Here is a 22201-nt window from a genome sequence, read left to right as displayed (position 1 = left end):
TTTTGAAAAAATTCATAGATAGCCATAAGCAAAGAATCCTGCTGAGTAAAATATCAGCAAGTAGAAATGGCAATAATTTTCAAGAATTAGATTTTGGGCGGTTGCCAGATGTTTCCGTAGAAATCAGAAATAAAAGAAGTATTGTAGAAATTGATTTTCCCTTTTTCAGATAAAAAACATTGTGCTATCTCTGAAATGAGAGGGGAAAATGAAAAATTTAAGACAATATTTGTACCACAACAAGCACAAATACAGAAAGGTGAACAAGTTTCAGTATCTTCTTGGTGGTTAGTATGATTGGTTTCTGAAAAAGCTATTTTGTCATTATCCACTACTTTACAGTCTTCCACATCTCCGCAAGGCAGACACGAAAGTATAAGTACGTACATGGATAATATGAATGAAAGGATTTTCATACAGCAAAAGTATGCAAAAAACAAGTGCAACAGGGAGTCAAAAAGGAAATATATTTTGATATATAGAATTGGATTCTATTTAACTTTTGAGAATCAAATTCTATTTTTTACACCCCACAGCACGATTTAGCGTCTTGTTGAATTGGCGGACATGGTACAGTTCCATAGCTACAAAAAACACAACAATCTCCATTAAGTGGCTTTAAAACTTGCTTACATTTTTCACAATCATAAAAATATTGGCAAGCATCAGTTGGCATTATTTCTAATTTTTTGTGTCCACAATTAGGACAAGTTATTTCTGATTCTAAACTAATATTTACCATTAAAATATATTTTTATGATTCACAACTTTGTAACCTGTTGAATTAATTGCTTTTGTGATTTCTTTAATATTTGTTTTTTTGTTATCAAATTCCACAATTGCATTCCCTTTTTCATACGAGACTTGTACTATTATAATCCCTTTTAATTTACTGACTTCAGATTTCACATGAACTTCGCATCCTGTACAGGTCATACCACTAATTATAAACTCAATTTTTTGGCTTTTCACCGCTTGGTTTATCGTAACTTTATTATCAGTTTTTTGAAAAAATAAATGAGAGTAACTTGGAAAGGATAAGAGTAAAATTGACAAAATAGTTATCATGGTTAAAAATGTTTTAGTTTGTAAAAATGATACTTTACTATCTGTTTCACAATTGCAATTGAGCGATTCGCCGCTTGTTTGTTTTTGTGTTTTTAGTTTTTTATACCAAGCCAACCCTAAAATCAATGCTGTTGAGCCAATAAAATAAGGTCTTGCAGGGTCGAGCCACGAAAAAGTGGAAGCAATGCCAGTTGTGCCAGCCAAAATAGCCAAAACAGGCATAATACAGCACAATGAGGATGCCAAAGCTGTAATAATACTTAAATTTGGAAGCGAAGTGGTAGTTTTCATAATGCTAATTCGGCTTGCTGAATATGCTGAAATAGTGGTTCTATTACCTTTAAATGATTGGGTTTTAGAGAATAAAAAATCGTTTGCCCAACTTTACGAAACTGAATAAGGTTTGCATCTTTGAGTTTACGAAGATGCTGGGAAACAGCAGGTACACTCATTTCTAAAATATCAGAAATATCACAAGGACAAAGTTCATTTTCTTGGTTAAGTAGAAACAGAATTTTCAAACGCACTTCATTTCCTGCTAAATTTAGCACTTGGGCAAGATTAGCAAATGAGTTTTCGGCAACTTTGAGTTGTTGCTTACAGTTGTAAATCTGAACTTGGTCGGCAAAAGCTCTAATGCAACTTATTTCTTGATTATCCATTTAATGGTTTTGAATTACGTAACAAATATATTAATTATTTAAGCAAATCCTTAAATAACTATTTAAAAAAATCTCATTATAGTGTATATAATGAGATTTTTATTTATTTACGATAAGTAATCGTACAGCCTTTGGCAATACTGGTCTTGGTTTTTATTTCTTCTTTTGCCAAAATCGAAGCGATGGCAGTTTCAACATATTTGGTTGTTATCTTGGTTTCGTCTCTATTATCATCAATTGCACCGATGTAGGCGATTTTGTAAACACCTTTTTCTTTTACCAAAATCACCGTATGCGTATTGACAATTGCACCGTAAGCAAACGATATTTTTTGGTCGGCATCGTGCAAATATTCAAAATTAAAACCTTTTTCATTGGCAACGGTTTTCATGTCTTCCCTCGAATCGTCAGGGTCAATCATTACGTTTGAGCATTCAGGACAACAAATGTGTGTTTCTCCACAAAAAAAGCATTTCCCCTTGTTTACAAATTTAAGATGTGGGAAATTTTTAACATTTATCTCATCAAACTCAAATAGTTTAAGCTGATTGGGGTCATCAAATTCATCTCTATCATCAGAGACTCTAATTTGAGAGTCAAAATTACCACCAGGGCTGTAATATTGGTTTTCTTCACAGGATTGACAGTAAAAGTCATAGTTTTCTATTTTGTAGTTAAGAAAATAATCCATTTCGGCAATTAGGTCCTCAGATAAACTAACAACATTCTTTAAGTGTCGGTTATAGGTTAAATCAGTTTCACCGATTATGTTTAGTATATCAGGATGAAATTCTTTATCGTTGTCTTTTGTAGCAAATTCCAGATAATTATTTGATACAAAAATTGCTCTTGCAAAATCCAATGACAATTTATCTTTTAAATACTCAGCTGAACTATATAATATTAGAGCATCTAAAAAATTATCTTTATTAGTAGTAAACGGAGCTGTAGATTTCGCCAAACGTAAATCAGTCACTTTAACCTTGATTTCATCTGAAATTGGAATAACGATACATTCATTTTTTAGAAAATCTTCAACTTGCTTTATATGGTCTTTGTTTCTTGTGATTAAGGTTTCAACATTATTGGTAGCTTTCTTAATTAGTTCCTCGAATTCTTTTTTGTCTTCTTTGGGTATAAATGCGTTGAGCGTTTTTTTGATTTTTGAATTTCAGATTTACGATTCCAAACTAATTTCAGAAGGGATTCTGACGATTTTTGATTTCGATGCCACTCCTTTAAAATAATATCATTTACAAGGATTTTAAAATTGTTGTTTAATACATTCTCCTTTAGGGTTTCAAGTAACTCAAAATGATGATTTGAAAAGATACCTTTTGGGAAATCTTTCTTCTCTGAGTCATACCCATTAGCTAAGTATAGCCAAATATTTGTATCAAAAATGAGGTAAATCACGGATCGTAAGTTAAATGGTTAGGTGCTAAGTTAATTTAACATGTGCGTATTAAGAAGTTTTTTTTGTAATTATAGTAAAAAGCAAATTGAATCTGAATTAAATTAGATCTTGGTGAAAAAGATATTTACCCAATTTTGAATTGCCCGAAAATAGGAAAAAGTTCGTAACGAAATTTGGTTTTAGCAAAATCTTCAATAAATTTACATCAAAGTTGTGTGGATTTAGTAGCGGGAAAGGTCTGGTCGTTTTGAGCCAGACCTTTTTTTATTTTAGAGAAACTACTAATAAATAATAAGTAAACAACTACTTTAATTTTTTTCAAAGTTTTTGTGAAAACTTTACATGCCCCATTATCTTTTTGATTTTCAAAAAAACGTTTTCTTTGATTAGAATATAGGCACAGATAAGTCTTCCACAAACCATCCGTTCTCAATTCTTGTTTTAACATCGTCGAAGTTCCAGTCAGGAGGTAGGGGTTTAAAAGATTTATCATTGTCAAATTGGGTTCTTTCAAAATGTTTAAGTTGAAACTCCCTAAGTTTTGTAATATCAATTTCTCCTACAATTATTGTATCATTTTTACCTCCCTTTAATTTTAAAATATCTTTGGTAGCCGTCTCTGACGGCTTTGTGACTCTTGAATCACCGAATTGAGAAGTATTTACTTGTGCAATATAACAATGCATATCACGAGATAATGATTCTACAATATTTGAAAAATATGGAGTGTCTTTGTTCCACTCTGAAGCAATTAGCATATCAACTTTGGATTTAAATAAACTTCTGTGATGGGTATCTGCAAATTCAAAGCAGTAATAAGAGGTAAAATAAAGATTTTTCCAGTTTATTAAATCATATGAATGACGTGGTTTTGGCACCTTATATCCAAACCCTCTAATAATTAACTCCTCAATATGAGCATAATGATTTTTCAAACGGTATAAAACGATTGAATCTTTAACACCATCAATTTCTATTGGGATAACAGAAACTATAAAATTAAAACAAATGTCATTAATATTCCAATGCTCTAATCCTGAAACTATGGCGAATTGATTCTTTTCAGAATACTTTGCCAAAATAGAAACTAAAGCATATGGTAAATAGGATTCTGGTAGTAGAAACATATCTACTTTCTCACGTCTTGCTTGATTCAATAATTTAGCAAGAGATTGGTATCTAACATTCGAAAGATTTGGATCACCTTTTATACTAGATTCAATATTAGCCTCAGAAACGTTGGTATTTGCCAATGCAATTGAAACTTTCCTTTGAAATTTATCCTTTTGTGATATATGTAATTCTGTCTCAATTGGGAAGTTCTTATCTCCGTCATTTTCTAATGTAGACTTAATTTCGAATAGCTTTTCGTATATGGAAGATGATGATGGTATGTGATTTTTATTAATTTTCTTATAATATTCTTTGGCATGATTTAGTTGATTCTGACTATATAATTGGAAAGTGCTATTTGTTACGTGCCTACCATTACTACCTATTTCCCACTTATCTAGATCCATATGAATTAAATTATTTGCAGCCCCGATGCAACATTCCCAAAATTTTACCCTTCTTGGTGAAAGGTTCATCTTTTCAGCGACTAAGGAGCATTTCTCTGAATCCTCTATTTTTGGGAAATCACGGGCAATAAGATTGAAATCACTCCAAGACTCCAACAATTCTGAAAAATTTAAGATAGGATGGGCTACATACTGATGTCTTAGAAGATTGCTCCATCGAAATCTAAACGAGTTATTTTTAATGCTTTCTGGACTATCTAGAAAAACCCACAAATGGTTTAATTCCATATAGTTGTTGAATAACTCTAATTCGGTTTTAATTTTAGAGTTGAGTATAAAATTAGGATTCAACGAAATAGCCAGTTGGTAAGATACTTTGAAATAATCGTAAAGAGACATAGCCACTCGACTAACCTCAATTTGAGATGAACCTAATTTTCCATCTGAGTTTTTTAGAATAAGTATTTGCTCAAAAGTATGTTTAAAGAATTTTAAAAAACCATTGTGATCATTGTAAACCAAAAAGTAGGTAAATATTTTTTCCCAAAGATGAAAATATTCCAAATTGTTCAGTCCTTTAAATAAATTTAAAATCTTTTCTCTTTCGCCATCGTCAATGGAGGATGCTTTTTTTAATGCTGAAAAGATTCTTTGAGCTAGAAAAATACTTAGTCCATATCTATTTTCTTGATAGTCCTTTAGTGTTCTCATCTTACCTTCTGTACCATCGAATACTAAATGGTAAGCTTGGTCATCAAAATTTAAGTCAACTTCTTTATCCTCTGGAATGTCTCTAAATTCACTTGCTCTATCATTTAATTCTTTTTTTAATTTATCAATAACCGCAATTGATTCATTTTTATCAAAATAATAGACTAACGTCTTTTCAGGTTGAATAAATAAAGTTTCAAAACATGTTATTTTAAAAATTGATTTAGGGATTGAAGAAGTGCAACATTCTATTTCTTTATCATCTTTTTGTTTTTTAAATTCTTTGGGCAAATCAACTAGTTTTACTATTGGGTATAGGTGTTTTAAAATAAAACGAGAAGATTTTGAAACACGATAATCATTTTGAAATTGTTCCTCTGAAATAGCGAAAGAAATTGATTCCTCATTCTTTTTTTCAATTTTCAAGTATTTAGAAAAACTAAAATCGACTTCATTGCAAATGTTATCTGGATTAATGCAAGGATCTTTCAAGACAATAATAATGTCGTCAACGTATCTGCCAAAATAAGAATTTGGAATAGTTCTTTTTAGACGTTTATCGAAATCATGTAAATAAAAATTTGCCAATACATAGGATGGTGCAAATCCTATTGGTAGTACATTTTGTCCCTCTTTAATATTTAATATTGATTTATCTAGATCAATATCTGGCTTATGGGGGTAATCCAAATCCTTAATTTTGGAGGTGTATATAGAGTGGATTTTTTTGAAAATATCATGAAGGTTATTACTGGTTTTTTGGTCCCTGTTTTTTTCAAAAATTACCTTTTCGATTTCTTCAAAGTCAAGTCTAACCGAATAAAAATAGTCCTTTACATCTAGGTTAATAAATGCAATATCAGAACCCTCTTCTAATAATTTTTTTGCAGAATTTACAGCATTGTCTCTCCATTTTTGGTATTGAACGAAGTAAGGTTTGAATAAGGCACTCCCTTCAACAATTTTCCCTTCTTTGTCTTTGTTCAAAATTAAGCGGTTACCAACACAAGCTTCATCAAGTTTTTTGTCAAGTTTGTATCCAAACTCCATTAACCAAAGAATACCTACTAAATGCAATTCAATAGGAAAATCCGCAAAAACCGTAACCTTTTCTAGATTATATTTACTAGAAACTCTTTGATTTGAGAGGAAAGTATCTGGGGAGCGGCCTTTGTCAAACCGTTTGGGTAAATACAATAATTTTATTTCATCGAGATATTTTTCAAAACCATGATGAACATGGTTATTGTTGATTAACTCTGCTAGAAGGTTTAATTTATCATCTAGGTTATTCAATATATCTTTAGAATATACTTCAGGAGTAGTAAATTTTTCAAATTCTTTAACACCACATTCAAATAAAGCAAGTTTGTTTCTTTGGAATAATTCGGAGGAGTCATGATAAATGTGTGCTTTAAGCTTATAATAAGCTTGTTTAATTTTTGATAATGTTATCATTTAGAAAGGGGGGATTGTTAAATGTTTAGAATTAGTTATTTATTGCATACAATTTCAAGAAAATTTCTTCCAAAATATCAATATTTACAAAAAAAAATAATATAAACAATATGTTAATTTCTGAAGGACATTTTTCGACATTTTGAAAATTCAATTGTGTTATGTTATAAAAAACAAAGTAGAGAAAATAAATAATTAAATAATATTGTCTATATCTACATCAAAGTTGTGTGGATTTAGTAGCGGGAAAGGTCTGGTCGTATTGAGCCAGACCTTTTTTTATTTTAGAGAAACCACAAATTGCTTTTTCCATACATCGGTATTTCATAGCCATCAAAGTGAGGTACCATCTCGGCCACCATGGAAGGATACTTGATGGTTACAGGTAAATTCTGCTGGCTGATAGATTTCCAGTACATTCGGCTAAATTGGTAAACCTGGTCTAAAAGTTCTTGTATAATACCAGAACCTTTTAGTTTTTCTTGGTCTGTGCAGAAAAAGGCCAATTTTATGGGAAACGGAAATCCTTCAGAAGGATTGTGAGTATCAAAATAACGAGTATTATTAAAAAGTAGGTATTTGTTACGTCCAAGATTAATGTACGTACCGCTCTGTGGCATTAATTCTGGCCAAGAGGTATCGAAAGCCACTAAGTCACGAGATTCAGTTTTGTTTATTGAAACTATATAGACAGGTACATGAACATCCAACTCACGAAGTCCATCCTCTATGGGTTTCAATTCCTCTTGACTCATATTCTTGTAAAAATGAATAATAAGCCTCTTGATTTCAGTATTTAAACTTACAAATTTTCTTACTGCGAGTATTATTGAACCTGCCAACTCATCCGTTTGGCTTTTCATGAAGCACTCCATTTGGTTAAATTCACCAGTGTTTGTAAAACTGAAGGCACTGCCAATGAATTGTGTATCTGTAGCTGAGTTTCTAAAAGCACCAACGCCGACGATTAATTCATTTTTTATAGTTGTAGCTAATCTCCAAGGAATGCCATTTAACTTTGCTAAAACTGCAATGGAAATATTAGGCATACTGTAATGATAAGTATCGGAGAAAACCTTTTTGCTATCAAGTGCTTGGGAGGTTATTCCTCGATTGAGAAGGGACTGCTTAACCTTGTAATATACCTCTCGTTGTGATAAATCTGTGGTATGTTTAGAAATGGGACTTATATAAAAGGCGATGTAACGAACATTTGAGGAAAATCTATTTTGATCCGACAACGCCATCTCGATTTCTCGAAGTGGATTAGTGCTATTTTCAAAAACAATATTTAATGCATGATCGGAATGATACCCTAAATGGCAATACTTCTGAAAGCCCTTGAAACCTGGCTCTAAACCTGCCATAAAACTTGCAAATTTTTGAAAAACTGATTCGTCTTCTTTATGATAAATATAAAAAAAACTGATGTGTTTGTCATTGGGAATTTCCAAAGGGCCAAATACGCTCATGGCAGACTTCGGGACAATGCCTTGATTCTTGTTGCCGAATACCAGTTGATTAGAACTACTAGAAACTTTATCTACTCTTGCTGGTTTAACTTTTAAGAAATCTTTAGAAAGTGAAGGTATAATAGTAATAAACTCACCATTATGTAGATATTTAGCACGAAACTCCAAAATCTCTTGACGAGATTTAGCATATCTGTTACTTCTATCGGGTGCAATGGCTGGATAATTTAAATCAACTGCTATTTCACGTCTTAAAACCACTTGTACTTTTTCTGATTCTCTCTTTGCCATTTCTGGCAAATCCTCATATTTAAAGAAGTTTCTTTCAAAAATAAACCAGTTGAAGCTATCTGGGGAGACTTTTGGTATAAGATTATAATAAGTTTCCTTTAATACTTTGGAAATACCCTCATAAGTAATAATCAACTCGGGCGATTTGGAGAGTTTGGCAAGTTGAACTTTTAGAGAGAATTTTTTGAATTGCCAATGTAATTTATCACTTTCGTTTTTATGAAAAACCCAAACCTCAATATCACTAATAAATGATGGCTTAACCAACATGTTTTTTGATTGAAAGTATTTATAGATTTGAAAGTTGTAATATCTCCTAACAATGGAGCCACTAAAACAAGCATCTGGAATGTAAACTTTTTCCTCTTCCTCAGCCCCATTGTTGACAGTTTCGAACTGTGGGCAAAGAAATTTAGACACTTCTATGCTGTTAGGAAATGGATTCTCAAAGTCCATGTAATAATGCTCCTGTTCCCCAAAATGGGTCAATACTTCTGCTGGAACTAATTTGTTAAAAATGCGTTGGGTGCCTGGGTACTCTTGATTTGAAAAATGGATAGTGAGTTCACCTGCCAGATGGTTAAACGTAAGCACGTTAAATTCTAAAGTTGTCATCTCAATATTGTTTTATGTAAATAGTATAGAAAAGCACATGATGCTTTAATATATTAAGGCAAAGTGTGCATTACAAAAATAATAAAAAGCGAAACATAAGAAAAGAAAAGAAAGCAGGAAACGACTGATTTCTAAGAATTTGTGCAAAAAATGGCGAAAATGTTTAAAAATTAATGAAAATTTCATTTAGTTTAAACTTGTCAAAAATGGTTTAAAATAAGTTTCATATGCTTTACTGTGATTTTGTTCTGATTGAAGTACTTAACAGGAGATTTAGGAAATGCAGGATTGCTATTAAATTCTGGAGAACAAAATTGGCACATTCCTACAAATCCTATACTTCCTAAGTATTTTTGAGGTACATATCTTTGACATCGTGGTGCAATAGACCATCTTTTTTGAAACTAGTAATATATGATTGGGCTGTTTTGTCCAAAATCCCTAGCTTGTAAGCAGTTTCCATATAGGTCTTTCTATTAAATTGTACAGGTAGTGCATCAAAGAACCTTTCTTTTTTATTGGGTTTTCGGGCTGGCTTATCATTTTCGGGTAATTGACTAAAAATATGCGAAGCGTGAACCACAAGTGTCTCAGCTATAGCTATGGCAGATTTGTAATCCTGGTCTTCACAAATTAGTTTGGTGTTAAACTCGCCTAGGTCCATCATACGCAATACCGAAAAAATCATGGCCAATCTGAAGGTAATTAAACCCAGACGCCTAATGGTACCAATGTATTCTTCGCCTTTGAGGCTAAAATACTGATTAAAGAATTTCTGAAAGAAATCATTAAAATGAACTTTCTGTTCTTTAGTTAAATGAAACTGAATATTTGGTGAAGCCTTTAAGGTATCGTAAAATTGTAAATATTCTTTGCCCATTTCATAGAAAATGTCATCTAAGCCCGTTTCAGTATTACCCGAAAAGACATCTGCCCAAGCGGGGTTGGTGTTCATGTGGTAAAACATAAATCGACTAAACAAGCCGTCTTCTGCACTTGGAATCAGATTAAGCACTTGCTTGGGAGTACCAGAAAGTACAGTAGAAATGCATGGAGTTTCGAGGTCAACCAGTTCGCGATCTGTTTTTCTATAGTACGAAATGGTTTCATGGTGAAATGCTTTGCGAAAACCATCGGAGTAATTACCGAAATCACTTTTAAAAGTATTGGCCAGTGTATCGCCTTCTGTTTCGAATAGTAAGCCACGGCCGTCATTGTCATTTAATAATTGAAATGCTCCCGAGGCACTGCTATTGGCAGGTATAAATAAAAGCTGAAGTGGTGGCTCATCAGGCTTTTCCACTTCTGAATTACTTTTCTTTTGAGCGTTGTAATAAGCCAAATCTGCTAGATATTGTTGTTTGGCTTTTTTATTGGCTTCTTTGAGGGCATCATGAATAGGTTTTACCAATTTACGACAATGGTTTAGCCGTCCTTTACCTGCAGAAGCCTGGGCGGAAATAAACAAAAAAAGATTGGCGAAAACCTTCTTGTTATGGTAAATACCGAAAACTGTAGGCATGGTGGCACTCAACGTAACCACAGAACCTAGCAAAAGTAAATCTCTCTCCTCGTTGGTTTCTGCGACATTAGTAATTCTTTGTAAGAAAGTTGGCAGGGTATTGAAAATGGCATCTGGCAAAGTCGGAAGTTTTTTATTCTCAAATGATTCTTCAATTTCAGGAATTTCTTCTGTTTGGTTTTTCGAAACTGTGATTCCAGCATTTTTTGCCAAATAGAAAAGGGTACTTAGGTTAATCCCTGAACCGTTGGCTTTTAGACAAGCGTCAAATTGTTTGTCTGTATCGGCTGTCGAATAATCAGCATAAAATCTACTGATTCTGTGGAAGAAATTACGACCATTCTCGCCAAATTCATCCGCAATAGCAAAACCTATATTTCGCCAGTCTTGGTAATTGGCTGTTAAATCAATGCGACTGTCCTCAATTTTTTGAATCAATAAGTCTGTATCGGTATACTTATCGGATTTTACAAATGATTTGGTTTCTACAGAATTATCAGTTTTTACGACCTCTTTCTTTTGAAGCCAATCTTCTACTTTAAATATATTTTTGCTCATGGCATTAGATGTTTTGAATTAATGAAAATTTGGGGGTCGTTTGGCAAAAAACATGCTCTTGAAACATCAATACCTGCCGAGTCAACCTTTAGCTGGTAGGTTTGCTCAAGGTAATTTTTGATAGCCATAAACCAATCTTGATGTGTATTTTGGGTAATATCAATTGAGATTATCCATTTCAAGCCATCACCAGAGGGAGACTTAAAAAGCATCTGGGTCTCAAAGAAGGCATCATTTAATAATTGAGTCTTTAGTGATTCCAAGTCTGGAATATGGTCAAAATCAATAGCCAAATAACCAGAATGTTTTAAAAGTGCATCGTCTTTACGACTTGAAAAAGTACCCGAAAAGGTCACATAGTTGAAGTTCGCTGCCTTATACTTCCTAGCTAATTTTTTATCAGAGATTTGTCTTAAATGTTCAGTTTGGATCACTGAATTGGCCAAAATAAGCTCATAGACGCCTTTTAAGGTGAGTTCTTTTGAAGGAATAGTATTTGATACCGGTGCATCAAAAAAGCTTACCTTGGGTATATAAATGGGCAAGGGCTGTGGTGTTATTTCCTTTTTCTTCTCAAGAAAAACTGGAAATTTATTTGTCCTTCTCTCAAATTTTAAGTGTAATACTTCCAATAAAACTTTCAATAATTCGGGACCATCTTTTTTAAAATGCAGTTTTGCAAAATCGAATGGTGTACCTGTAAAGGCTATTTCTTCATTGTCTCTAAAAAGAAATTGCTGGTCAATTTCCTCGAATATTAATGTTGGAGCATTACCCCTAAAAGGGTTTTTAGATGGTTCTGTAATTCTACCTTTGAGGTGAATTACAGTTTCATCTGAGTAAAAATCTCTCAAAATATGTGCGTAAATATCTAGCCCATAGTTTGTTTTTGAGAGGATTTGCTTTTCCGTTATTTGCATAGCTTGTCTGAATTTAATGGTGAAGCCGTGTAATTTTTAACCAGCAAATTTTCAATGTCAGCAATTTTGTAGTAGAATTTGCCATTAATACGAGAGTAAGGCAATACACCCGAATCCCTTAAATACTGTAAAGTCCTCTTGCTTATATGCAATGATAACATAACATCTTGGCCATCTATCCAAACTTTGTCGAATCGTTCTGGGAAAACCGAAGTAGCTGAGACATTGGCCACATACGTTTTGATAATTTGGATTTCCTGCATCAAACTTTCAAATAAAAGCGTTACCTCATTCATGACAACACACCTCCTTTTTTGAATTTGAAGTTCCTTGCTTTCTGGGCAATTTCTTCTTTAGATGCACTTCGATTGCTCAAAAGCCATTCGTTCAATTCTTCTCTTTTGAAATAGAGCTTCTTACCGTTTGGTTTGTAGTATGGCAGAATATTGGCACTTGTTAGTTTATACAAATGCGATGCTGATACCTCCAAATATTTAGTGGCTTCAGTGAAGTTTAAGATTTCTTTAGAATTAATACTTTGTTCTAAAATGAGTTGCTCGATTTGATCGAGACGTAATAATAATTCGTCCATGATTTTTCTTGTTAGAAAATTTCAAAATGGACATTTGGCCAAATGTCATCCTTCGCTTGAAAGACGATTCAAAATTGGGGGAAACAAAAATGTATTAAGTGATGAAAAAGATAATACCAAATTAAAGGATTAATAATATGATACTTACAAAAATGAGTGGTATTATCTTGGAGTGCAAAATGGTATTAACAGAACTTAATACCATATTACCTAAGTGACGGCAAACTGTCGAGCCATGGGAGTTTTCTCAAAGCAAGTTCTTTATTCTCTTCGGTGAATCTTCTGAACTGTTGTTTAATATCTGTGTTGTACCTGTTTTCTAGAAATTCGCGAATGTCATTATCTCGAACTGTTCCTTTAAATCCAGCATAGCCTTTTCTAAAATAGTTTTTCTCTATTAGAACTTTAATAGTTGCTGCCAAAAGAACACTATTTGATGAGGCCTTATTTTTTATGAAATTATAGTCAATATCAATTATTCTATACTCATAAAGGTTAGTTTCTATTAATGCGAATTGTTCTTCATTTTTGATAATTCCGAAGTTTACCTTTGATAGTCTGATATTTGCTAAATCTCTTTTGATCGGATTGAACAAAGAAGGCTCTTGTTTAATTGGTAACTCGGGAGGTTTTACTACAATGGCATCGACTTCATGATCCTGCTCTACCTGGAGTCTAATAATTTTGGATAAAAAGGAAGAATCGGGAATAGGTTCAAATAAAAGCGTTGTATAGAAATCATCTTCTATTAGCTCCTCATTCGGAGTAATCTGGAAAAGCCTTTGAAGCTCCAAATAAATTTGTATGGTTGTGAATTTTAAATACTGAATTATGAAGGCGTTGGACTTGTGATGAGAATCAATGTCGAAAGTGTTCTTCTTTGGATTTATGTAACCTATGTCAAAATTCTTTTCCTTTAATACCTTGCCAATATCTTTTATGAAAGTTTGAAGCTGCTTTGTTAAAAGGGAATTAAAAAGAAATTTAGAGACTTGCGGATTTTGTTCATTAATGATTTCAGGAATCAATTGGTCAAGAACTTGGAGTTTTTGATTTTGAATCAATCTTACATAGAATTGGGTTTTGTCGTTAATGTGACGTAAGAATTTTAATTCAAAATTTAGATTTTGAATTGGTTCGTATTCTTTCAACTCTAAAAGTAATGACCGGTACTTAGCGTCATTCGTATTTTCTGGTAGCCAAGGTCGCTGGCTACCAAAAAGGAGTTCTTTCAGATTTTCAAATGGATGCATGTTTTAATCAAAATTTAAAAGCTGTTTTTGGAAATTGGTTTTTACATCTTCCTCAAAACTGTCGAGGTAGCTTTCAGTAGTTTTGAGGTCTTTGTGACCTAAGCTCTCGGAAATAAATTCTATAGGAGCACCAGAACGTTTTAAAACTGTAGCAAAACTATGTCTTGCAGAGTAAGTAGTAAGTTTGAGTTCTAAGTTTAATTTTTCACCTATACGCTTCATATATGTATTGGTGTTTTTTATAAATTGTCTAATCTTCATTAGTTGAGTATTCGGATTATCGCTTCTAGAAATAACACCAAATATATAATCATTTTTGTCATTTGAAGGAAAACCCCATTTAGAAATAATTGCATCAATCTCTGGCATTCTCATGACTACAATAGGTTTTGTATCGCTTTTTGTAGTTCTAGCTGTTTTAGCTCTAACAAAAACAATTCTCTTAGAATCTAAATCATTCCATCTCAATAATGCTAAATCTTTCATATTAGCACCATTACATAGGTAACTGAGCATCCAAATATCCTTGGCTTTTTGCTCTGCACTAGTTTTGGTTTCGAAATTTACAATTGCCTTTATTTCTTGGATTGTTAAAGCCTTTTTGACATTTCGTCCTGCAGGAATTGTGTATTTTCTTTTGCCAAAAGGATAAAATTCTTGTGAAAATATTCCATCTTCAATAGCCATGTTAATTATTGTTCTTAGGCTTCTTAAATAAATGCCAGTAGAGGTAAGACTTTTGCCTGAACCTACCATCCAGTTTTCATAAGACTGTAGCCAATCTGTTGTTATTTCGCCAAATGGCAAGTACTTTCTCTTCTTAGAATTGATAAAAGATTTGAAACTATTGTAAGCACATTTATAGCTACTTGCAGTTCCGCTTCGACCTTCTTTGTCCAGCTGCTCCATGTAAGATTCCATATAGGAGAATACATCTTTGGCTTTGTCTGTCTTGTTATTAAATGCTTTATCAAAAGCCGCAAAAGAAAAAGGATCTAGGTCTTTAATTATATCCTGGGCTTTCTGCTCGACTTTGTTGAAAAACAATTGCAGCTCTTTATATTCTGCTCTTGGCTTATGAGACTGAGTTTTGTCCCAGTCTTCTTCAGTTAAATGATGACTAAGGGGAAAGTATTTTTGCTCTCTATTGAAGGTAATTCTTAGTTTTACAGCAAATGTGCCGTCTTTTTTTTGAACTCTTTTGTCTATTACTATGGATGTTGTTACGCCTATCATGCTGATAAATAATTAGTTATTATGTGTATGTATGTTAAAAATTATACATACAATATACATACAAATCAGTGAATTATAAGCAAAAATAGGAAAAAATAAGCAATAAATATTAGCAAAATGGTCATTTTGGGCACAAAAAGCATACAAAAGAAGGCAAGTGCAAGAAAAGACAATGACTCATAATCAGTAGGTGCCTGGTTCGATCCCAGGTGGGCCCACTTGAAAATCAAGGAGTTACATAAATGTAGCTCCTTTTTTTGTTTCACAATACCTTCTTTCCACATACCAATTGTAGAAAAGTTCCTTTCCTTTCATTTTCTGGCATCAACACTCGGCAATTACTATAAAGATAGCTGTTAACCAAAATTATCAGCAAGGTTAATTTTTACAGGTAATTATTATCCCGAAATTTTTGATTTGTATATTTGGTATTGGACTTGAATTGTAAGCAAAAAATCTAGGTAAAACCTACCAAAAATGGGATCAAGGAGAATTTTGAGAACTTGTAATATTGGACATAAATTTTATAAAAGTTCAGATTGCCCTGTTTGCCCCATATGTGAGGAAGTACGAAAACCGATGGACAATTTCCTATCCTTTCTAGTAGCTCCGGCCAGACGAGCATTAGAAAACAATGGCATAAGCACTTTAGAACAAGTTGCAGGTTACAGCGAAATAGAAATAATGCGTTTTCATGGAATAGGTAAAAGTACGATTCCGAAACTGCGGAAATTATTATCAGAAAAAGGACTCTGTTTCAGAGCAATGTAATATTTTGGAACCTTCAATAATTTTCCAAAGCTAATTAATTCTACCAGGGACTAATTCCATAATTGAAAGGTTCAGAAAAAAATAAAAACCTTTAAATGTTAAATAAAGGATGATAGTTTATCCAATAAATACATACAAGATTTTTATTGGACACCAAACTTTGACCTTTACCTTAGCACCTCATTATTAGAGACTTAAACGAAGTTTTGCTTTAGGAAAACATTTCTACCAAAAAAAGATTTAAATCTTAAATTTGACTAAGCCCAAAAAATTAAGCGAGGTACTTTCAATTATAAATTTTAAACTGAGTTCGGCACGTTTTACTGTTAAACTTTCTCGTCCTCAGTATTCACAAATTAGCATAAATACCGTTTTCTTGAACGATTATACTCCAAATAGCTCCAATTTATACTTTTTTTTAAAGAACTTTGTAACTCATAAACGATGTTTAAGAGAGTATTCTTTTCTATAATCTTCCAAAAACCAATTTGACAAACAAACGTAAAATATTCAACGATCCCATCTACGGTTTTATCACCATTCCGTCTGACTTCATATTTGAAATCGTACAACATCCTTATTTTCAACGCCTCAGAAGAATAAAGCAATTGGGTATGGCCGAATTGGTGTACCCTGGAGCGTTTCACTCTCGTTTTCAACATGCATTGGGTGCCATGCACCTGATGAACGAGGCCTTGAATACGCTACAATCCAAAGGCCTAATGATAATGGAGGTCGAACGTGAAGCAGCTTTGGTGGCTATTTTGCTTCATGATATCGGCCATGGACCATTTTCACATGTGTTGGAGTACGCCATTCTCAAAAATGTGAACCATGAAGCTATTTCTGAGCTGCTGATGGAAGACCTCAACAAGCAGTTTGAAGGAAAACTAACCTTAGCTATAGAAATGTTCAAAGGTACTTATGACCGCAGTTTCTTTCATCAACTCATTTCTAGTCAGTTGGATATGGACAGGATGGACTATCTCAATCGTGATAGCTTTTATACCGGAGTAGCAGAAGGAAACATTGGAGCGGAACGAATTATAAAAATGCTCCATGTCGTTGATAATCAATTGGTAGTAGAAGAAAAAGGCTTACTCAGTGTCGAAAACTTTTTGGTAGCCAGAAGACTAATGTATTGGCAAGTATACCTCCACAAGACCTCCATCTGTTCCGAGACCATGGTTTTGAAAATATTTGAGAGAGTAAAAGACTTACTGAGTGAAAATATTGAAGTAAAAATACCAGCTCATCTTAGGGTTTTCATCGAAAAGAATATATCGAAGGAGGATTTTAAAAATGACCCGAGTTATTTACAAGATTTTGTTAGTCTTGACGACGTTGATATTTGGTACGCTCTTAAATCGTGGCAAAATCACTCAGACTGGGTTTTGGCCAACTTGAGCAGGAATATTATTGAACGAAATCTATTTAAAATAAAAATAGAAGTTGGCTTGAAAACAGAAGATATTCAGTCAAAAATTTTAGGCAATTTAGTCGAGAAAAATATCCCTAAGGAGCTTCATAAATACTTCTTCAAAGCAAGTCAGATTAGCAATAGTGGATACGCCTCACAACAAGCCAATATAAAGATTCTAATGAAAAATGGGAATATTCTTGATGTATCTGAGGCTTCAGACTTACCGACCATCAAGGCTATGAGTAATATTGTCAAAAAAAATTATATTTGTTATACCAATGACGTATATTTACCGTCGATTTAATGGCCATGTACATCATCTCATTTATTTTTAATGGAGTTTTCGATAAAACAAATAGCTCATCTTTTAGGGGGTGAAGTAAAAGGAGACGGAGATACAATAATCCATAATTTTGCCAAAATAGAAGAAGGAAAGCCAGGTTGTATTTCTTTTTTGGCCAACGCAAAATACGAAAGTTTTATATACGGCACCGCCTCAAGTGCCGTGCTAGTAGCGAAGACATTTGAGCCAAAAGAACCCATCAGCACCAATCTAATACTCGTAGACGACCCTTACCTTGCCATAAGCACACTTATGGCTGAATATCAGAAACTTACACAAAACAGCAACTCTGGTATTGATGCCATGACATCGATAGCCTCCAACGCAGAAATCGGCAAGAATGTCTATATTGGCCCGTTCAGCTATGTTGCTGAAAATGCCAAAATCGGTGAAAATACCCAAATATCTCCTCAAGTTTATATTGGAAAAAAAGTAAGCGTTGGGAGAAATACAATTATTCACCCAGGTGTTAAAATCTACCAAGACTGTGAAATAGGCGACAATTGTGTAATACATGCAGGGGCAGTTATCGGAGCAGACGGTTTCGGATTTGTTCCGGATGCTGACGGGATTTATCAAGACGTTCCACAACTTGGCAATGTAATAATTGAAAACAATGTAAGCATAGGGGCCAACGCCACCATAGACAGAGCTACGATGGGTTCCACCAAAGTTTGTAATGGGGTTAAAATAGACAATATGGTACAGATTGGCCACAATGTAGAAGTGGGAGAAAATACGGTTATTGCCGCACAAACTGGGGTGGCTGGTTCTACTAAAATCGGAAAATCCTGCGTAATCGGTGGCCAAGTAGGCTTTGCGGGGCATCTAAAAATAGCCGACGGAACACAAATAGGAGCCCAAAGTGGTGTAGGAAAAAATATAACTGAACCCAAAGGTGCGTATTCAGGAAGGCCACTATTGCCGATAAAGGATCACCTCAAACTTTTGGTGAATTTGAGAAGACTTAACGAGAATTTGAAAAAATAAAAATCGATATGAATTTAAAACAACACACCATAACCGAATCAGTGAGTATCACTGGCCAAGGATTACATACAGGTGAGTTTGTAAATGTTACCCTTAAACCTGCCGCCATAAACCATGGAATAGTGTTCCAACGAATAGATCTCGAAAACAAACCATTAGTACCTGCCTTGGTGGATTACGTGGTAGATACCAGCCGCAGTACGGTTATAGAAAAAGACGGCGGACGTGTTGGAACCATTGAACATTTGATGTCGGCACTGGCGGGATTACAGATTGACAATGTTTTAGTAGAAATAGATGGCCCAGAACTTCCGATACTGGATGGCTCTGCGTTTCCCTTTCTTGAATTGATAGAAAAAGCCATTCCCCTAGAACAAAATGCTCTTAGAAACTACTTTTCTGTTCCTGAGGCAGTTCATTTCAAAAACGAAGATAAAAGCATTGAATTAGTGGCCCTACCTCTTGATGATTATAGACTGACCGTAATGGTAGATTTTAATTCTCAAATATTACACAGTCAACATGCTCAACTTCACGAAATAAGCCTCTACAAAGAACACATAGCTCCTTGTAGAACTTTCGTTTTTGTACACGAACTGGAATACTTGGCCAAACAAGGTCTTATTAAAGGTGGTGATTTGAGCAATGCCGTGGTGATTTCTGAAACAGATTTGAGCCAAGAAAACATAGAATCTCTATCAACCATCCTGAACAAAAAACTGGTAAGTGATGGTAAGGCAGGAATTATGAACGACGAAAAACTCAAGTTTCATAATGAACCTGCCAGACATAAATTGCTGGATTTAATGGGAGATTTAGCCTTAATTGGTCGCCCTTTGAAAGCCCACATTTTGGCTGCCAGACCGGGCCATGCGTCTAATATAGAGTTGGCCAAGTTAATCAAAAAACAAATAGCACAAAAAAGTAGTGCTGCTCCATATTTCGATGCCAACGCCGAGCCAGTTTTCAACGTATTGGATATAGCGAAACTTTTACCCCACCGTTATCCGTTTCAGTTAGTAGACAAGATTATGTCTTTAGACGGAACCACCGTGGTAGGTATCAAAAACATCACCATGAATGAGCCGCAGTTTACGGGTCATTTTCCTGATAACCCAGTGATGCCGGGTGTTTTACAAGTGGAAGCTATTGCCCAGACAGGCGGTGTTTTGGTGTTAACTTCTACCGGAGAACCTGAAAAATACTGGCCGTATTTGGTCGGAATCGAAAATTGTAGGTTCTATAAAAATGTTTTACCAGGTGATTCGTTAGTTATCAGATGCACTCTACTCGCACCTATCAGAATGGGTGTAGCCAAAATGCACGGCGAGGCCTGGGTAGGCAAAAACATGGTCTGTTCGGTAGACATGACCGCAAGATTAGTTAAGAAATCCAATTAATAATATATGAATCAGCCGTTGGCTTACGTACATTCAGACGCAAAAATTGCTCAAAACGTAGTGGTAGAACCCTTTGCAGTTATCCATAAAAATGTGGAAATTGGAGAAGGGACATGGATAGGCTCGCATGCCATCATTATGGAAGGAGCAAGAATAGGCAAAAATTGTAAAATATTTCCCGGGGCAGTAATCTCCGCAGTTCCACAAGACTTAAAATTCAAAGGCGAAAATACCGTCACCATCATCGGCGACAATACAACCATCAGAGAGTGCGTAACAGTGAACAGAGGAACAGCAGACAAGCACCGCACCGAAATAGGTTCTAACTGCCTCATAATGGCTTACGCCCACGTGGCACACGACTGTATAATTGGAAACAATGTAATACTCGCCAACGCTGTTCAACTAGCTGGACACATATATGTAGGTGATTTCGCCAACATAGGGGGAATGTCAGCTGTACAACAGTTTGTTAAAATCGGAAATCACGCCTACATAGGTGGTTGTTCTCAAATCAGAAAAGACGTTCCACCATTTATAAAGGCAGCCAGAGAACCACTTTCTTACGCAGGAATTAACTCTGTGGGTTTAAGAAGGAGAGGATACTCTGACGAAAAAATATCAGAAATTCAGAACATTTACAGATATATATACCTTCGAGGACTCAATAATTCAGATGCTGTAGCATTGGTAGAGTTGGAGTTTCCAGCAACTGCCGAGAGAGACGAAATTTTAAATTTTGTAAGAACCTCAGAGCGAGGAATCATAAAGTCTGGAATTGCTAAAAACATCGACTGATTTTGTTAAAAATTTCCCTAGAAAATATTGGCAAGAAGTTTAAAAACGAATGGATATTTCGGAATTTAAGTTTTGAGTTTTCAAGAAATGAACCCATTGCAATCATTGGTCCAAACGGCTCAGGGAAATCAACGCTGATGCAGGCTTTGGCTGGGGCAATTCCGATAAATGAAGGAAAAATTACATACAGCAACCAAGAAAAAACGATTCCAGACGAAAACTGGCACGAGTTGTTGTCATTTTCAGCACCTTACCTTGAACTCATAGAAGAATTTACCCTCGCAGAATCTGTAAATTTCCATGTCAAATTCAAGCCTTTTCAGAACGGTTTAAGTACTTCTGACTTTTTGCAGATAATAGAATTAGAGAAACATAAAGACAAACCCGTCAAGAATTTCTCCTCTGGTATGCGTCAAAAACTTAAGCTTGGTTTGGCTTTTTATAGTCAAACCGAAGTTCTTTTGTTAGACGAACCTACCTCCAACCTCGACCAAAAAGGATTTGACTGGTACATCTCACAAGTAGAGAAAGCCATCAAAAACAAAATCGTAATCGTATCTTCCAACGAACCCAAAGAATATATTTTTTGCGAGAAACACCTGAATATTCTTGATTTTAAGATTAAAGCATAAAATTTCGAATGGTTCAACCCTATCAGAATTTCACTGAATATCCCAAATCCAAATTTATAAAGTCATACGAATTTGCGAAATAAATCAAACATCGACTTTATACTTTTTCAAACAATTTTATATTTTTACAAAAAAAATATTTCATGTCAATCATAAAGCAGCCCTTACTATTTGCAGGTTCTAAGGGTGAAAAGCACATTTATACCTTGTACGATTCAGGAGCAAACCTTTCCTGTATAAATCTCAATATGCTGGAAGGTCTAGAAACTCCAGTGTCATAAGGTAGGGTTAGAAAAATTGCCACAGCTGCAGAAGGGCAATATACTAATGTTTCTCAAGGAGTATGTCTAGATTTTTATATAAATGACGTTTTGCTTTCTGACGAGTTTTTAGTTGTTCCAGGATTAAGTAAAAACGTTGTCATTGGTGCCGCTACGATGCGAAAATGGAGAATAAAGTTAGATTTTAAACAGGATATGGTCATTGTTGACCCCAAAGTGGCCAAAATGCAGTTGGTGTAGATATTTTTCTTAATATAAAAACTCTTTA

Annotated in this window: 21 protein-coding genes and 1 pseudogene; 9 read left to right on the top strand and 13 right to left on the bottom strand. The window is 34.3% G+C overall.

The annotated features are described in order from the left end of the window. Nucleotides 1-2: 2 nt before the first annotated feature. Nucleotides 3-173 carry a hypothetical protein gene (locus tag EGI31_RS00860; protein ID WP_255035225.1) on the top strand — a complete coding sequence of 57 codons (171 nt, stop codon included), beginning with the start codon at nt 3-5 and terminating at the stop codon, nt 171-173. Between the two features lie 51 nt (nt 174-224). Here EGI31_RS00860 and EGI31_RS25265 read toward each other — a convergent pair. The 13 genes and pseudogenes from EGI31_RS25265 to EGI31_RS00800 form a co-directional block, all read right to left on the bottom strand. Then, nucleotides 225-389 (bottom strand): annotated as a pseudogene (locus tag EGI31_RS25265) (hypothetical protein); the annotation flags it as partial. Between the two features lie 134 nt (nt 390-523). Then, nucleotides 524-742 carry a GDCCVxC domain-containing (seleno)protein gene (locus EGI31_RS00855; RefSeq protein WP_255035224.1) on the bottom strand — a complete coding sequence of 73 codons (219 nt, stop codon included), beginning with the start codon at nt 740-742 and terminating at the stop codon, nt 524-526. Continuing rightward, the gene (merTP, locus tag EGI31_RS00850; protein ID WP_255035223.1) at nt 742-1359 is read right to left on the bottom strand and encodes a mercuric transport protein MerTP; all 618 of its coding nucleotides are present in this window, start codon (nt 1357-1359) and stop codon (nt 742-744) included. The genes EGI31_RS00855 and merTP overlap by 1 nt, the downstream gene beginning before the upstream one ends. Further along, a complete protein-coding gene (locus EGI31_RS00845; protein WP_188764938.1) occupies nt 1356-1730 on the bottom strand; it encodes an ArsR/SmtB family transcription factor in 375 nt (124 codons plus the stop codon). Before EGI31_RS00845 ends, merTP begins: the two co-directional genes overlap by 4 nt. A gap of 103 nt (nt 1731-1833) precedes the next feature. After that, nucleotides 1834-2706, bottom strand: a complete 873-nt coding sequence (locus tag EGI31_RS00840) for a thioredoxin domain-containing protein (protein ID WP_255035222.1) — start codon at nt 2704-2706, stop codon at nt 1834-1836. Nucleotides 2707-3533: 827 nt separating this feature from the next. Further along, nucleotides 3534-6836: an RNA-directed DNA polymerase gene (locus tag EGI31_RS00835; RefSeq protein WP_255035221.1), complete on the bottom strand. Its 3303-nt coding sequence runs from the start codon at nt 6834-6836 to the stop codon at nt 3534-3536. Between the two features lie 284 nt (nt 6837-7120). Beyond that, nucleotides 7121-9214 carry a Piwi domain-containing protein gene (locus EGI31_RS00830; RefSeq protein ID WP_255035220.1) on the bottom strand — a complete coding sequence of 698 codons (2094 nt, stop codon included), beginning with the start codon at nt 9212-9214 and terminating at the stop codon, nt 7121-7123. A gap of 343 nt (nt 9215-9557) precedes the next feature. Beyond that, nucleotides 9558-11294, bottom strand: a complete 1737-nt coding sequence (locus tag EGI31_RS00825) for a DUF3987 domain-containing protein (RefSeq protein WP_255035219.1) — start codon at nt 11292-11294, stop codon at nt 9558-9560. Further along, a complete protein-coding gene (locus EGI31_RS00820; protein ID WP_255035218.1) occupies nt 11291-12214 on the bottom strand; it encodes a BT4734/BF3469 family protein in 924 nt (307 codons plus the stop codon). The genes EGI31_RS00825 and EGI31_RS00820 overlap by 4 nt, the downstream gene beginning before the upstream one ends. Beyond that, nucleotides 12205-12510, bottom strand: a complete 306-nt coding sequence (locus EGI31_RS00815) for a helix-turn-helix domain-containing protein (protein ID WP_255035217.1) — start codon at nt 12508-12510, stop codon at nt 12205-12207. The genes EGI31_RS00820 and EGI31_RS00815 overlap by 10 nt, the downstream gene beginning before the upstream one ends. Next, entirely contained in the window at nt 12507-12806 is a 300-nt protein-coding gene (locus EGI31_RS00810) for a helix-turn-helix domain-containing protein (RefSeq protein WP_255035216.1), read from the bottom strand. The genes EGI31_RS00815 and EGI31_RS00810 overlap by 4 nt, the downstream gene beginning before the upstream one ends. Nucleotides 12807-13012: 206 nt before the next feature. Further along, the gene (locus EGI31_RS00805) at nt 13013-14059 is read right to left on the bottom strand and encodes a DUF6617 family protein (protein ID WP_255035215.1); all 1047 of its coding nucleotides are present in this window, start codon (nt 14057-14059) and stop codon (nt 13013-13015) included. A gap of 3 nt (nt 14060-14062) precedes the next feature. Next, the gene (locus EGI31_RS00800) at nt 14063-15295 is read right to left on the bottom strand and encodes a site-specific integrase (RefSeq protein WP_255035214.1); all 1233 of its coding nucleotides are present in this window, start codon (nt 15293-15295) and stop codon (nt 14063-14065) included. A gap of 477 nt (nt 15296-15772) precedes the next feature. On the opposite strand from EGI31_RS00800, the gene EGI31_RS00795 reads away from it, so the two are divergent. From EGI31_RS00795 to EGI31_RS00760, 8 genes are all read left to right on the top strand, one after another. Then, the gene (locus tag EGI31_RS00795; RefSeq protein ID WP_255035213.1) at nt 15773-16066 is read left to right on the top strand and encodes an RNA polymerase alpha subunit C-terminal domain-containing protein; all 294 of its coding nucleotides are present in this window, start codon (nt 15773-15775) and stop codon (nt 16064-16066) included. A 488-nt stretch (nt 16067-16554) separates the two neighbouring features. Beyond that, complete coding sequence (locus tag EGI31_RS00790; protein WP_255035212.1) at nt 16555-17793, top strand: HD domain-containing protein; 1239 nt, start codon at nt 16555-16557, stop codon at nt 17791-17793. A gap of 30 nt (nt 17794-17823) precedes the next feature. Further along, a complete protein-coding gene (gene lpxD / locus EGI31_RS00785) occupies nt 17824-18822 on the top strand; it encodes a UDP-3-O-(3-hydroxymyristoyl)glucosamine N-acyltransferase (protein WP_255035211.1) in 999 nt (332 codons plus the stop codon). 8 nt (nt 18823-18830) lie between these two features. Further along, entirely contained in the window at nt 18831-20222 is a 1392-nt protein-coding gene (locus EGI31_RS00780) for a bifunctional UDP-3-O-[3-hydroxymyristoyl] N-acetylglucosamine deacetylase/3-hydroxyacyl-ACP dehydratase (protein WP_255035210.1), read from the top strand. 6 nt (nt 20223-20228) lie between these two features. Continuing rightward, nucleotides 20229-21020: an acyl-ACP--UDP-N-acetylglucosamine O-acyltransferase gene (lpxA, locus tag EGI31_RS00775; protein WP_255035209.1), complete on the top strand. Its 792-nt coding sequence runs from the start codon at nt 20229-20231 to the stop codon at nt 21018-21020. A 2-nt stretch (nt 21021-21022) separates the two neighbouring features. Next, complete coding sequence (locus EGI31_RS00770) at nt 21023-21652, top strand: ABC transporter ATP-binding protein (RefSeq protein ID WP_255035208.1); 630 nt, start codon at nt 21023-21025, stop codon at nt 21650-21652. Between the two features lie 143 nt (nt 21653-21795). Continuing rightward, nucleotides 21796-21933 carry a hypothetical protein gene (locus tag EGI31_RS00765; RefSeq protein WP_255035207.1) on the top strand — a complete coding sequence of 46 codons (138 nt, stop codon included), beginning with the start codon at nt 21796-21798 and terminating at the stop codon, nt 21931-21933. 90 nt (nt 21934-22023) lie between these two features. Then, nucleotides 22024-22173 (top strand): hypothetical protein, encoded by a 150-nt coding sequence (locus EGI31_RS00760; RefSeq protein ID WP_255035206.1) that lies wholly within the window; start codon nt 22024-22026, stop codon nt 22171-22173. The last annotated feature ends 28 nt before the right edge of the window (nt 22174-22201 follow it).

Origin of the sequence: Lacihabitans soyangensis (assembly GCF_024343775.1) — a bacterium.
Lineage (GTDB): Bacteria > Bacteroidota > Bacteroidia > Cytophagales > Spirosomataceae > Leadbetterella > Leadbetterella soyangensis.
The sequence above is the reverse complement of the archived record's forward strand: the minus strand, read 5'-3'. Positions and strand labels throughout refer to the sequence as shown.

Excerpts from the sequence above, each read along its gene's own strand:
- EGI31_RS00855 (WP_255035224.1), bottom strand. The coding sequence starts at position 742 with ATGGTAAATATTAGTTTAGAATCAGAAATAACTTGTCCTAATTGTGGA.
- merTP (WP_255035223.1), bottom strand. The coding sequence starts at position 1,359 with ATGAAAACTACCACTTCGCTTCCAAATTTAAGTATTATTACAGCTTTG.
- EGI31_RS00845 (WP_188764938.1), bottom strand. The coding sequence starts at position 1,730 with ATGGATAATCAAGAAATAAGTTGCATTAGAGCTTTTGCCGACCAAGTT.
- EGI31_RS00835 (WP_255035221.1), bottom strand. The coding sequence starts at position 6,836 with ATGATAACATTATCAAAAATTAAACAAGCTTATTATAAGCTTAAAGCA.
- EGI31_RS00830 (WP_255035220.1), bottom strand. The coding sequence starts at position 9,214 with ATGACAACTTTAGAATTTAACGTGCTTACGTTTAACCATCTGGCAGGT.
- EGI31_RS00825 (WP_255035219.1), bottom strand. The coding sequence starts at position 11,294 with ATGAGCAAAAATATATTTAAAGTAGAAGATTGGCTTCAAAAGAAAGAG.
- EGI31_RS00820 (WP_255035218.1), bottom strand. The coding sequence starts at position 12,214 with ATGCAAATAACGGAAAAGCAAATCCTCTCAAAAACAAACTATGGGCTA.
- EGI31_RS00815 (WP_255035217.1), bottom strand. The coding sequence starts at position 12,510 with ATGAATGAGGTAACGCTTTTATTTGAAAGTTTGATGCAGGAAATCCAA.
- EGI31_RS00810 (WP_255035216.1), bottom strand. The coding sequence starts at position 12,806 with ATGGACGAATTATTATTACGTCTCGATCAAATCGAGCAACTCATTTTA.
- EGI31_RS00805 (WP_255035215.1), bottom strand. The coding sequence starts at position 14,059 with ATGCATCCATTTGAAAATCTGAAAGAACTCCTTTTTGGTAGCCAGCGA.
- EGI31_RS00800 (WP_255035214.1), bottom strand. The coding sequence starts at position 15,295 with ATGATAGGCGTAACAACATCCATAGTAATAGACAAAAGAGTTCAAAAA.
- EGI31_RS00795 (WP_255035213.1), top strand. The coding sequence starts at position 15,773 with ATGGGATCAAGGAGAATTTTGAGAACTTGTAATATTGGACATAAATTT.
- lpxD (WP_255035211.1), top strand. The coding sequence starts at position 17,824 with ATGGAGTTTTCGATAAAACAAATAGCTCATCTTTTAGGGGGTGAAGTA.
- EGI31_RS00780 (WP_255035210.1), top strand. The coding sequence starts at position 18,831 with ATGAATTTAAAACAACACACCATAACCGAATCAGTGAGTATCACTGGC.
- lpxA (WP_255035209.1), top strand. The coding sequence starts at position 20,229 with ATGAATCAGCCGTTGGCTTACGTACATTCAGACGCAAAAATTGCTCAA.
- EGI31_RS00765 (WP_255035207.1), top strand. The coding sequence starts at position 21,796 with ATGTCAATCATAAAGCAGCCCTTACTATTTGCAGGTTCTAAGGGTGAA.